We start from the raw sequence: 13,225 nt of genomic DNA on the forward strand, positions 1-13,225 counted from the left end.
AAAAATATTGCTAGGAAAGAATTAGAGAAATGGATAGAAAGAGCGAAACAATCAAAAATATCTGAATTCAAAGCATGTATTAAAGCTTTAGAAAACTGGAAAGAAGAAATACTTCATTATTTTGAAAGCAGATTTACCAACGGAAGAACGGAAGGATTTAACAATAAAATCAAAGTGATTAAACGAGTATCTTATGGATATCGTAATTTCGAGACCTTTAAGAAAAGGATTTTGTGGTGTTGCAGTTAATTTAAACAAAAAATTAGAATAAAAATTGAGGTAGGAAAAAACCTACCCCAACATTTGACAATGAACCTTTAAAACCAATTTTGTTATTCTATTCTTTGAAGTTTCCTTAATTAAAAATCGAAGACCTTCAATTTCAATTTCTTCATTTTCTTCAGGAAATCTGTCAATTTTTTCTATTATATAGCCGGCAATAGAGTCTGTACCATCTGAAGATAAATCTAAGTTCAATATGTGGTTTATATCATCAATATTTGTAGAAGCATCAATTAAATATTCACTTGGACCTATTTTTATAATATCTTCTTCTTCGTCTTCGTCATATTCATCAGAAATTGAGCCTACAATTTTTTCTATTAAATCTTCAATTGTAATAAGACCTTCAGTTCCGCCGTACTCGTCATTGACAATTGCAATAGAAATTTTATTTCTACGCATTTCATCAAATAGTTCACCAACTGCCTTAAATTCAAAAGTAAAAAATGGTGGTTTTAAAATGTCAATATGGTCTCTTAAAGTAGAATCTTCAGGAATAGTCAATAAATCTTTAACATGTAAGATTCCGATTATATTGTCCAAATCATTTTCATATACAGGCATTCTTGAAAATGCCTCACTTTGTACTACTTTTACCACTTCTTTATAACTTGAATCCAAGTTAATAGCCACAATATCAGTACGTGGAGTCATTATATCCTTAGCAAGACTATCTTTAAAATCAAATACATTTCCAATGAAAAATGATTCGTCTTTGTCTAAAATTCCTTCTTCAGTTCCAAGTGATACAGCATCAATCAAATCATCTTCTGTTATAAGTGGTTCTTTAAAGTTTTTATCTCCACCTGTTAATTTTATAAGTAATGAATAAAATAAATTTACAATAAATACTAGTGGCCTTAAAAAAGTGAATAAAAAAGAAGAAAGTTTTGCTTTTTTTTCTACGATTTTTTCATATTTCTGTACACCAATAGATTCAGGTAACATTTCTCCTATTACTATAATCATTATAGGGGATAGAAGTATACTAATTATAAATCCTATAAATCCATATAGGGAGTTAAGTAAAAGACCAAAACAAAGTGCTGCAATTGTGTTTGAAAAGTAATCAGCAACTAGAATCGTTGAAAAAAACTTTTTATTATTATGCAATTTTTTAATAACATCTAAATTCTCAATATTTTTTTCCTCTAATTTTTTTATTTTATAAGTGGAAAGGTTTAAATAAGCATTTTCAATTAGAGTAAATTCAAAAGAAAAGAATAAAAACAATAAAAATAATATTAAATACATATAACTGTCAGAATTCATATTTCACCTCATGCTTAAATTATATATGGGTAGATATATTTTGTCAAAATTGAATATTTTTTAAAAAATATATGCTATAATAAGTTTATCTTAAATCATAGTAAATCAATATGAATTAAAAATATTTTATAATATAATATATTAACTAATAAAAAGTGGGAGGAAACAATGTCAAAAGAATTGTTGAGAATTGAAAACTTATCTGCAGGTGTAGAGGGTAAAGAAATTTTAAAGAATATAAATTTAAAAGTAAATTATGGAGAAGTTCATGTAATAATGGGGCCTAACGGTTCAGGTAAGAGTACACTAGCCAATGTAATAATGAATAATCCTGAATATACAGTTACAAATGGGGAAATTTATTTTGATGGAGAAGATATTTCAGAATTGTCTACTGATAAAAGAGCTAGAAAAGGACTTTTTATGACTTTTCAAACACCAATAGAAGTTTCTGGAATAAGTGTTGAAAACTTTATAAGAACTGCTAAATCATCAGTAGAGGATAAGAATATTCCAATTTTAAGTTTTAAAAAAGATCTTGAAAAGGAAATGGATAAGTTATATATGGATCATTCTTATGCAAGTAGATATTTAAACGAGGGATTTTCCGGCGGAGAGATGAAAAAAAATGAAATACTGCAAATGCTAATGCTAAATCCAAAGTTGGCAATTTTAGATGAAACTGACTCAGGACTAGATGTTGATGCAACTAAAATAGTAGCTACTGGAATTGAAAGATTTTTAAATAAAGATAATGCAGTTATTATAATTACACATCACAAGGAATTAATAAAAGAAGTATCTCCTGATTATGTTCATGTAATTTTAAATGGAAATATTGTAAAAGAAGGAGATTATACTTTAATAGATAAAATTGAAGAAGAAGGATTTAATTGGATTAGGGAAGAGGTGAAATAACTTGTCAGATACAACAAGAAAGAAAGCTCAAATTGAAGATCTGGACAGGGGAATTTACGACATAAAGGATAAAGTTGTCTATAGAACCAAGTCTGAATTAGGTCTTACAGAAGAAATAGTAAGACAAATTTCAAAAGAAAAAAATGAACCGGACTGGATGTTAGATTTTAGATTAGAAGCTTTAGATTTATTTTTCAAAATGAAAAATCCTGTTTGGGGACCTGATTTATCAGAAGTTGATATTCAAAAAATAGTGACATATATTAGACCGGATGCAGATTTAACAGACGATTGGAGAGATGTTCCACAAGAAATTAGAGATACCTTTGATAGATTGGGAATACAGGAAGCAGAAAAAGAAATGCTACTGTCAGGAGTTGGAGCTCAATATGACAGTGAGGTAGTCTATCACAGTATTCAAAAGTATTTATTAGATCAAGGAGTAATCTACACTGATTTTGAATCTGCTGTTAGAGAATATCCTGAAATAATAAAAAAATATTTTGGCAAGTGTATTAAACCTGATTTGCATAAATATATGGCTCTACACTATGCAGTGTGGAGTGGGGGAAGTTTTGTATACGTTCCAAAGGGAGTTAAAGTTGACGTACCTTTACAATCTTATTTTAGATTAAACGCACCTGGTGCAGGGCAATTTGAACACACTTTGATAATAGTTGAAGATGATGCGTATTGTCACTTTATAGAAGGGTGCTCAGCACCAAAATACAATGCATTAAATGTTCATGCAGGTGGAGTGGAACTATTTGTTGGAGAAAATTCAACACTTAGGTATTCTACAATTGAAAACTGGTCTAGGAATATGTATAACTTAAATACTAAAAAAGCAATTGTTGAAAAAAAGGGAAAAATAGAGTGGGTTTCCGGATCATTTGGTTCAAAAGTTTCAATGCTATACCCTTCCTCAATACTAGTGGGTGAATATGCAGCAAGTGAATTTACTGGAATTTCCTTTGCCGGAGAAGGTCAAAACATTGATACAGGAGCTCAAATAGTGCATGCAGCACCACATACAACATCTACTGTAAACTCTAAGTCAATATCAAAAGGCGGTGGAGTTGCAGTTTATAGAGGCTTAGTTAAAATCAATGAAAATGCCTATGGTTCAAAAAACTCTGTAAGTTGTGAGTCTTTAATGATGGACTCTGAGTCCAGATCAGACACTATACCGGTGATAGATATTAAAAATAAAAATGTTGACTTAGGGCATGAAGCTAAAATCGGAAGAATATCTGATAAGGTAATATTTTATTTAATGACAAGAGGAATATCAGAAGAAGAAGCAAAAGCTTTAGTGGTAAGAGGATTTGCTGAACCAATTGCAAAAGAACTTCCAATGGAATATGCAGTTGAGATGAATAATCTTATAAATCTTGAACTGGAAGGTTCAATTGGTTAGGAGGAAAAGATGAGTACAAAAATAATAGGCAATGACCTAACCTTTAAGACATATAGTTGGCTTAATGTAAATAATACAGAAATATTAATACCGGAACTATCTGGTAAAAAATATATGTTGAAGTCCGATAAAAAAGATAGTGCTTTAGATTTTAGCAATATGGAATATGCAATTTCTAAAGAGGTTATAAAATTAACTGAAGAGTATGAAAACTTGTATAGATTCTATGAGAGTAAAGAAAATGAAACTTATAGAGAAGTAGTAAACTTGGAAATTAACAATGAATACAATGAACTTTTAGATTTTCATGACATAGTTGCCAGAAAAAATTCTGAAGTTGAAGTGATTTTAAACTATAATGGAAACTCCACATTGGAAAATTTTAGAAGTTCAATAATAAAAGTATTTGCTGAAGAAAATTCTAAGGTGAATTTGTTTGTAATTCAAGATGACCCAAAACAAACTATGGTACTTGAATCTATTGCAGCATGTGTTGAAAAAGATGCAGAAGTCAATATTTACCAATATGAATTAGGTTCAAGCAAATTATATTCAAATTTTCAAAGTAACTTAAAAGGAGATAATTCGGAATTGAATTTAGATGGCATATATTTTGGCTATGATTCTCATGAATTAAATATGCTTTACAATATATGTCACAATGGGAAAAATACAAATTCAGATATTTTAATAAATGGTGCGCTAAAAGATTCAAGCTACAAAAACTTAAAATCAACTTTGGATTTTAAAAAAGGCTCAAGTTCATCTGTTGGTTCTGAAGGTGAGTATACTATCTTGCTAGATGATGGAGTTACAGCTATATCAGTTCCTATACTACTTGCTCATGAAGACAACATTGAGGGAAATCACGCTGCAAGTTCAGGAAAAATCGATAAAGATTTAATGTTTTATATAATGAGCAGAGGCTTTTCTGAAAAAGAAGCAGAGACATTAATAGTTCAATCTAGATTTTCAAAGGCGATAGATAAAATAAGTGATGAAGAAATAAAAAATAAACTTTGGAGTCGAATTGTTGAGATTGTGAGGAAATAGGATGTTAGATAAAAATGATATATTGCAAATTAGAAAAGATTTCAGCTTTTTAAAATTAGAAGACAATTATATATACTTTGACAATGGAGCTACTACACAAAAACCTGAAAAAATTATTAAGGGAATAGATGACTACTATCGCAAAGAAAATGGGAATCCACACAGAGGTGCCCATTATTTTGCATTAAAGTCTACAGAGGTATATGAAGGTGCAAGGGAGAAAGTTGCCAAATTTTTGGGAGCAAAATCTCCAAATGAAATAGTATTTCTAAGAAATGCAACAGAGGCTTTAAATTTAATTGCATATTCTTGGGCGCTTGAAAATTTAAAAGAGGGTGATGAAATTCTATTGTCAATAATGGAACATCACTCAAATCTTGTAACATGGCAATATATTGCAAAAAAGACAAAGGCAAAACTTGTTTATCTATACTTAAATGATGAAATGCAAATTACTGATGAAGAATTTAATAGTAAAATAAGTAATAAGACTAGACTCTTTACTTTAACTGCAGCTTCAAATGTGTTAGGAACAATGCCCGATGTAAAAAAATATATAGAAATAGCCAAGAGCAAAAATAAAGATGTAGTTACAATAGTTGACGGAGCACAGTACGTTCCTCATCACAGTGTAGATGTAACTGATTTAAATTGTGATTTTTTAGTATTTTCAGGCCATAAGATGTTTTCTGAAATGGGAATTGGAGTTTTATATGGAAAAGAGGAAATATTAAACTCAATGGTTCCATTTATGTATGGCGGAGAAATGATTGAATATGTATATGAGGACCACTCAACATTTTTAAAATCACCTCAGAGATTTGAAGCGGGAACTGTAAATGTAAGTGGAGCAAAGTCTTTAGCTGATGCAATAGACTATATGGATGAAATCGGAATGGACAATATTTTTGAATATGAAAGTGAACTTACAAACTATGCCTATGACAAATTAAAAGATTTACCATATTTGGATTTGTATACTACTCCTGATAAAAATAGAAGCCCTATTATTTCATTTAATTTTAAGGAAGTACACCCACATGACGTGGCATCGATTTTAGATAGTTATAAAATAGCTGTTAGAAGTGGGCATCACTGTGCACAACCACTTCACAGGTATTTAGATATTAACTTTTCATGTAGGGCATCTTTTGCAATCTACAATACTTTTGAAGAAATCGACTATTTTGTAGAGCATCTGGAAGATGTTAGGAGGTTGATGGGAATTGAATCTAAATGAAATATATACTGAACTGATTTTAGAACAGAGCAGAAACAAGAGAAATAGAAGAGAATTAGAAAACCCCACACATGTGGAGTTGGGACACAATCCTAGTTGTGGAGATGAGATAACTTTGCAGCTTAGAATAGTTGGAGATATTATTGAAGATATATCATATACAGGTAAAGGATGTGCAATATCTCAAGCAAGTACTTCTATAATGATTGACACTGTAAAGGGGCTTAGTAAAAGTGATGCACTGTCCCTGTGTAATAAATTTATTTCAATGGTAAAAAATGAAATTTCTGATGAAAAAGAGTTAGAAGAACTTGGTGATGCTGTAGTCTTTGAAAGCATAAAAAATTTACCAGCTAGAGTTAAATGTGCAGTATTGCCTTGGTATACGTTAAAAGATATAATTGAGAATGATAAAGTAAAGGGAAGTTTCATTCCATAAAGTGAAGGTGATGAAATGAAATTATCAACTAAAGGTAGATATGGTCTAATGGCCATGTATCAATTGCAACTTAATTTTGGAAAAGGCCCTGTTTCAATAAGTGACATAGCAAAAGAAGAACAACTTTCAGAGTCTTACTTGGAACAACTATTCACACTATTAAAAAAAGATGGGCTTGTTAAAAGTATTAGAGGTGCTAGTGGTGGCTATGAACTAACTAGGTCTCCAGATGAAATAAAAATAGGTGAGATTTTAAATTCACTTGAAGGCGACATGGCACTGTCTTGTAGTAGTATGAAAAACAGCCCTGACTGTAGAAATATTAGTGAATGTGCAACTAAAGGTATATTAGATAAACTTCAAGTTAGAATGGAAGAAGTGTTGAATTCTATGAGTCTTGCAGATATGTGAGGTATTTATGAGTATTAATTTTGATAAAGCAGCAACAACTAGATTAAAAGAAGAAGTTTTAAATGAAATGCTTCCCTATTTAAATGAATTTTATGCTAATGCATCAAGTATATATAGCCCTGCACAAAAGTCTAAAGAAAAAATAGAGAGTAGCAGAATGAAGATATCCAGTGCTCTGGGGTGTAAGCCTTCAGAGATTTATTTCACATCTGGAGGAACAGAATCAGACAATTGGGCAATCAAGGGAATAGCAGACAGTTTAAGGGAAAAGGGTAATCATATTATTACAAGTAAAATTGAGCATCATGCAATATTAAATAGTGCTTATTTTTTAGAAGAAAGAGGATATAGGGTAACCTATTTAAATGTAGATATAGATGGTTTTATAAGTTTGAAGGAACTTGAAGATTCAATTTGCGATGAGACTATATTAATATCTACCATGCTTGCAAATAATGAAATAGGAACGATTGAGCCAATAGAAGAAATTGGGAAAATTGCCAAAGAAAAAAATGTTATTTATCATGTAGACGCAGTTCAGGCTCTTGGGAATTTGCCAATTGACTTAAAAAATCTAGATGTTGATTTAATGAGTTTTTCCGGTCATAAAATTAATGGACCAGCTGGAGTTGGGGTGTTGTACATTAAAGATAAAACTAAAATTACACCTTTACTTCATGGAGGAGCTCAAGAGAAAAGTAAAAGAGCAGGAACTGAAAATGTTGCAGGCATTATTGGAATGGGAAAAGCTGTAGAACTTGCAGTAGAAAATATAAATGGTAAAATAGATTATATATCTAAAATGAGAAACAAACTAATTGAAAATTTATTGTCAATAGATGGAGTTACTTTAAACGGATCATTAGAAAATAGATTGCCGGGAAATGTAAATGTTTCAATTGAAGGAGTAGATTCTCAAGAAATGTTAATTTTTTTAGATAGAAAAGACATATGTGCCTCTAGCGGAAGTGCTTGTAATACAGGAAGTATAAAACCTTCTCATGTATTAAAGGCGTTGGGATTAAGTGACGAACTTGCTAAAGATTGTCTGAGGTTGACATTAGACTCTGAAAATACACTAGAAGAAGTTGAAGAAGTGTCAAAAGAAATAAAAAAAATAATAAAAATATTGAGAAAATAGAGGTGAAGAATGAATACAATTAGTATGATTACTCCACAAGTAAGTGACATAACACCTAAATCCCTTACAATGATTGTTTCTGCACTATCTGTAATTTTACTTTTTTTAATTATTTACTACTTAATTAACATAGGAAATAAATATATTGAAAAAAATAAAAGACTGGGAATAGATTTAAAATTAGTATTAAAAATAATTGTAGCTATTATAGTTATATTTTTAATTAGAACAATTTTTAAAAGGTATTCTATAGTTGGTGATACTGTCTGGTCATTAGTTGCAGGTGTTATTTTGGCATTTGTAGTAAATCCGGCAGTGAGTTTCTTAGAAGAAAAAAAGATTAAGAGGAAATATGGAGTAATAATAGTATATTTCACTGCCATTTTGATTTTGACTATCCTTTTAACTATTGTTATACCAAAGACAATACAAGAAGTTTCCAATTTATTAAAAAGTGTTCCGGAAATAATTGAAGTAAGTGGAAAGCTGCTTACCGATTTTACAGAAAAAATTTCCAGTATGATGAATCCGGAAACGTCTACATCAATGTTTAACTTAGACATTAAAAAAATAATAGGCAGTTTCGAAGAATATTTATTAGGCTCTATTAATGTATTCCAAGACAGACTGGTAGATTATCTTAAAAATGCAGCTAGTGGAGTTTATGTAGTATTTTCTAAAATGATAAGACTGGTACTTGTATTTATTTTTTCTTTCTATTTTACTGTTGATAAAGATAAATATAAGAACATTTTAATTAGAAATATTCCTAAAAAGTATAAGAGTGATATATTTTATGTTTCAAAGAGAATAAATCAAGCACTGTTGGATTTTGTCAAGGGAAGACTTTTAATGGCATTATTTGTTGGCTTTGCCACAATGGTCTACCTATTAGTTTTAGGAGTAGACTTTGCTATAGTTATAGGTGCAATTACTTGTATAGCTGACATTATTCCGTATATCGGTCCATTTTTGGGATTTGTCCCTGCTGTGCTATTTGCCTTTATAGAATCACCGATTAAGGCAGTGTGGGTAGCAATAATGTTCTTATTGTTACAATGGGTAGAAAATAATATCCTTGCACCAAAACTATTGTCTGATAAGACAGGTCTTAATCCAATGCTGATATTAATATCAATAATAATTGGAGGAGGTACTTTTGGAGTATTCGGAATGATACTTGCAGTACCAGTTGTCTCTATAATTTTAATATTGTTGGATTATGCAAAAATGAAATATAATGAAAGAAATTCTAATTTAGTATAAAATTGACAAATATAAAGATACAATTTATAATTGCAATAGCAAAGTTCCTCCCTTTGATGGGAGGATTTTTAAAATGAAGAGGTGTAGAATGAGAAATCTTAAATTACATGAAATAAGATCGGAGTATTTAAAATTTTTTGAATCCAAACAACACTTAGTACTTCCAAGCTTTTCCTTAATTCCTAAAAATGACAAGTCACTGCTTTTAATAGGAGCTGGAATGGCACCTATGAAAAAATATTTTACAGGTGAATTAACTCCTCCATCAAAGAGAGTTACAACATGTCAGAAGTGTATTCGAACAGGTGATATTGAAAATGTTGGAAAGACAGATAGACATGCAACTTTTTTTGAAATGTTAGGTAATTTTTCCTTTGGAGATTATTTTAAAAGAGAAGCTATTGCATGGGCATGGGAGTTTTTAACTGAAGTAATAGAAATATCTAAAGATGATCTTTGGGTTACAGTTTATTATGAAGATGATGAAGCTTTTAAAATATGGAATGAAGAAATAGGAATACCTAAAGAAAAAATTGTAAGACTAGGTAAAGAAGATAATTTTTGGGAACTTGAAGTAGGTCCATCAGGTCCATGTTCTGAAATATTTGTAGACAGAGGCGAAAAATACGGATGTGGCGATAAAGATTGTAAGCCAGGATGTGACTGTGATAGGTTTATAGAAGTGTGGAATTTAGTTTTCACTCAATTTGACAAAGATGAAAATGGAGTTTATCATCCACTTAAACATCCTAATATTGATACTGGAATGGGACTGGAGAGACTGGCAACAGTTTTACAAAAAACTAATAATATTTTTGAGATAGATGCAATTCAAAATATAATTCACAAAATTGAAGAGATAACAGGTTATGAATATGGAAGCAATGAAAAATTAGATGTTTCCGTAAGAGTTATAGCTGACCATATTAGAGCTATTACATTTTTAATATCAGACACAGTTAGACCATCAAATGAAGGAAGAGGATACGTTCTTAGAAGGTTAATTAGAAGAGCGGCAAGACATGGTAGAATACTTGGAGTTAAAAAGAGTTTTTTAAGTGAACTTGCAGAGCTAATTATTGAATCTTGGGGTAAAGATTACTATAGAGAATTAAAGGATAATAGAGATAAAATTATAGCAGTAATTAAGTCTGAAGAAGAAAAATTTCTTGAGACAATAGAACAAGGTATGACTTTGTTAGATAATTACATTGTAAAAAATTTAAAGGGTTCAGATAAGGATACGCTTTCTGGTGATATTGCCTTTAAATTATATGATACCTTTGGATTTCCAATAGACTTGACGATTGAAATACTAGCTGAAAATAATTTTAAAGTTGATTTAGATGGCTTCAATAAAAATATGGAGCTTCAAAGACAAATGGCAAGAAGTGCAAGAGATGATTCGGACAATACAGGTTGGTCCAGTGAAGAAAATGATAAGATTTACGAGGAATTTACTAATAAATTTGTAGGATATGAAGAAGAATCGACAAATGCAAATATTATAGCAATGGTTATGGAAAATAAGCTAGTTGAAAAACTAAATGTAGGAGACAAGGCAATTGTAATACTTGATAAAACTCCGTTTTATGGAGAATCAGGTGGACAAGTTGGAGATACAGGTGTAATTAAATCAGATAGTTTTCTACTAAAAGTAATAGATACCAAGAAAAATTCCAAGGGATTACATTTACACATTGTAGAAGTAGAAGCTGGAATAGTTACTAAATCTGAAGTATTTGCGGAAATAGATAAAAAGAGAAGAACTAACATAAGAAGAAATCACTCAGTTACACACTTACTTCACAAGGCTTTAAAAGAAGTTTTAGGCTCACATGTAAATCAAGCAGGCTCTGAAGTTTTTGACAACAGGTTGAGATTTGACTTTACACATTTTGAATCAATGACTAAAGATGAAGTAAACAAAGTAGAAAAAATTGTAAACGAAAAAATTAGTGAATCTTTAAGCGTTACAACTACTATTACAACTCCAGAAGAAGCTTATAAATTAGGAGCAGTTGGACTTTTTGAAGAAAAATATTCAGGTGAAGTTAGAGTTGTAAGCATGGGAGATTTTTCCATAGAACTGTGTGGTGGAACCCATGTAAAAAATACTTCTGAAATTTTAATGTTTAAAATACTATCAGAAGGTGGAATATCATCAGGGGTTAGAAGAATAGAAGCTATAACGGGCCCTTCAGTATATAACTATTTAAATAGCCTTGAGTCATTACGAGATGAGAGTGTAAGATTTCTTAAAGTCAGCACTTCTGATATGTTAGATAAAATTAAAAGTGTAGTTGATTTAAATAAAAATTACGAAAAAGAAATTAAAGATTTAAAACAAAAAGAAGCCGAAAATGAAGTTTCAAATATAATAAAAAGTGTAAAAGAACATAATTCTATAAATTATGTAACCTATGTTTTTGAAGATGTAGATTTAAACATTGTAAGAAATATAGCTGATGAAGTAAGAGATAAAATAGGAAGTGTTATTGTACTATTTGCAACAGTAAGTGATGGAAAAATAAACTTTGTATGTGCAGTTTCCAAAGACTTAGTAAAGCAAAATATTTCTGCTGGTAATATAGTTAGAGAAGTTGCTAAAATCGCCGGTGGTGGCGGTGGTGGCAGAGCTGATATGGCTACAGCTGGAGGCAAAGATATTTCCAAATTGGACTTAGCTCTATCAGAGTTAAAAAACTTAATATAATTAAAGATATAATAAAATTTGAAATTATGTTATAATTACTTTGGAGGGATATTATGGATGAAAAAAATTTTGAAACTCAAGTATTTGAAAAACAAAACTCAGAATCAGAAAAATACAAAAAGATTTTACAGTTAGTATATGTTGCGCTAAATGAAAAGGGATATAATCCTATAGATCAAATAATAGGTTATATACTATCAGGCGATCCGACTTACATTACAAGTTATAACAATGCTAGATCCATAATACAAGAAGTAGAACGTGACGAACTACTAGGAGAGCTTTTAAAATCCTATTTAAAATGAGAAAATGATAATGAGATGGATTTATCCATCTCTTTTACATATTGTATAGTATACAAAAAATATGTCCTTAGAATAAGGTTGTGGTTAATATTAAAAGAGTCTTGGGGCTAGATGTTGGAGACAAGTGGATAGGAGTTGCTATAAGTGATTCACTTGGACTAATAGCTCAAACTTTAAAAACAATTAAAAGAGAAACAAGCAAGCAAACCCTTGAGGAAATTTCTAAAATTATTTCCGAATACGAAATAGAAAAAGTTGTTGTTGGGCTACCTAAAAATATGAACAATACAATAGGACCACAAGGCGAAAAAACTATGAAATTTGCCTCTAGATTAAGTCGTAAATATGAAATTGAAATTATCTATATAGATGAGAGAATGAGCAGTATATCTGCCGAAAGAGTTTTAATAGAAGCTGATGTTAGAAGAGAGAATAGAAAAAAATATATCGATCAAATCGCTGCTACCTATATATTACAAACTTATCTTGACGGATTAAAGGAGAAATAAATGCAAAGACAACTTTTTTATGACGAAGATGGAAATGCTGTTGAATTTATCGTAAAAGCTAAATTTAGTATTAATGAAATTGACTATGTTGCAATGGTTCCAGTAGATGATATAGAACCATTAGTATATATACTAAAAATAGATTTAGATGATAATGGAAATGAAATCTTATTGGGAATTGATGATGATGAGTTAGAAGAGGCAATAGAAGTTTATGAAGAACTTATCAAAGACAAACTGCAATGAGGTGAAA

At 30.3% G+C, this 13,225-nt stretch carries 14 protein-coding genes; 13 read left to right on the forward strand and 1 reads right to left on the reverse strand.

The genetic code is table 11. From position 1 onward, the window contains the following. A partial coding sequence (locus BUB47_RS00005) for a transposase (protein WP_143270573.1) occupies positions 1 to 249 on the forward strand: 249 nt, incomplete at its 5' end. A gap of 42 nt (positions 250 to 291) precedes the next feature. Here the strand turns inward: BUB47_RS00005 and BUB47_RS00010 are convergent. Further along, complete coding sequence (locus BUB47_RS00010; RefSeq protein ID WP_073182606.1) at positions 292 to 1,554, reverse strand: hemolysin family protein; 1,263 nt, start codon at positions 1,552 to 1,554, stop codon at positions 292 to 294. A 168-nt stretch (positions 1,555 to 1,722) separates the two neighbouring features. Between BUB47_RS00010 and sufC the strand changes: the two genes are divergently transcribed. From sufC to BUB47_RS00070, 12 genes are all read left to right on the forward strand, one after another. After that, positions 1,723 to 2,472 (forward strand): Fe-S cluster assembly ATPase SufC, encoded by a 750-nt coding sequence (gene sufC / locus BUB47_RS00015; RefSeq protein ID WP_073182608.1) that lies wholly within the window; start codon positions 1,723 to 1,725, stop codon positions 2,470 to 2,472. A 1-nt stretch (position 2,473) separates the two neighbouring features. After that, positions 2,474 to 3,892, forward strand: coding sequence for a Fe-S cluster assembly protein SufB (gene sufB / locus BUB47_RS00020; protein WP_073182609.1), 1,419 nt, complete (start codon positions 2,474 to 2,476; stop codon positions 3,890 to 3,892). Between the two features lie 9 nt (positions 3,893 to 3,901). Further along, on the forward strand, positions 3,902 to 4,945 hold the full coding sequence (locus BUB47_RS00025; protein WP_073182611.1) for a SufB/SufD family protein: 1,044 nt from the start codon (positions 3,902 to 3,904) through the stop codon (positions 4,943 to 4,945). A gap of 1 nt (position 4,946) precedes the next feature. Next, positions 4,947 to 6,185: an aminotransferase class V-fold PLP-dependent enzyme gene (locus BUB47_RS00030; RefSeq protein ID WP_073182613.1), complete on the forward strand. Its 1,239-nt coding sequence runs from the start codon at positions 4,947 to 4,949 to the stop codon at positions 6,183 to 6,185. After that, entirely contained in the window at positions 6,172 to 6,624 is a 453-nt protein-coding gene (sufU, locus tag BUB47_RS00035; protein WP_073182614.1) for a Fe-S cluster assembly sulfur transfer protein SufU, read from the forward strand. The genes BUB47_RS00030 and sufU overlap by 14 nt, the downstream gene beginning before the upstream one ends. 15 nt (positions 6,625 to 6,639) lie before the next feature. Continuing rightward, positions 6,640 to 7,035, forward strand: a complete 396-nt coding sequence (locus BUB47_RS00040; RefSeq protein ID WP_073182616.1) for an RrF2 family transcriptional regulator — start codon at positions 6,640 to 6,642, stop codon at positions 7,033 to 7,035. A 7-nt stretch (positions 7,036 to 7,042) separates the two neighbouring features. Continuing rightward, entirely contained in the window at positions 7,043 to 8,176 is a 1,134-nt protein-coding gene (locus BUB47_RS00045; RefSeq protein ID WP_073182618.1) for a cysteine desulfurase family protein, read from the forward strand. 9 nt (positions 8,177 to 8,185) lie between these two features. After that, positions 8,186 to 9,442, forward strand: coding sequence for an AI-2E family transporter (locus BUB47_RS00050; RefSeq protein ID WP_083529005.1), 1,257 nt, complete (start codon positions 8,186 to 8,188; stop codon positions 9,440 to 9,442). An 88-nt stretch (positions 9,443 to 9,530) separates the two neighbouring features. Continuing rightward, positions 9,531 to 12,158, forward strand: coding sequence for an alanine--tRNA ligase (alaS, locus tag BUB47_RS00055; RefSeq protein WP_083529006.1), 2,628 nt, complete (start codon positions 9,531 to 9,533; stop codon positions 12,156 to 12,158). 53 nt (positions 12,159 to 12,211) lie between these two features. Further along, positions 12,212 to 12,463 (forward strand): IreB family regulatory phosphoprotein, encoded by a 252-nt coding sequence (locus BUB47_RS00060; RefSeq protein WP_073182621.1) that lies wholly within the window; start codon positions 12,212 to 12,214, stop codon positions 12,461 to 12,463. Between the two features lie 89 nt (positions 12,464 to 12,552). Further along, positions 12,553 to 12,972 (forward strand): Holliday junction resolvase RuvX, encoded by a 420-nt coding sequence (gene ruvX, locus BUB47_RS00065; protein ID WP_073183368.1) that lies wholly within the window; start codon positions 12,553 to 12,555, stop codon positions 12,970 to 12,972. Beyond that, on the forward strand, positions 12,973 to 13,218 hold the full coding sequence (locus BUB47_RS00070) for a DUF1292 domain-containing protein (protein ID WP_073182623.1): 246 nt from the start codon (positions 12,973 to 12,975) through the stop codon (positions 13,216 to 13,218). Positions 13,219 to 13,225: the final 7 nt, after the last annotated feature.

This window comes from Anaerosphaera aminiphila DSM 21120 (assembly GCF_900129925.1).
In the GTDB taxonomy this organism is placed as follows: Bacteria; Bacillota; Clostridia; order Tissierellales; family Peptoniphilaceae; genus Anaerosphaera; species Anaerosphaera aminiphila.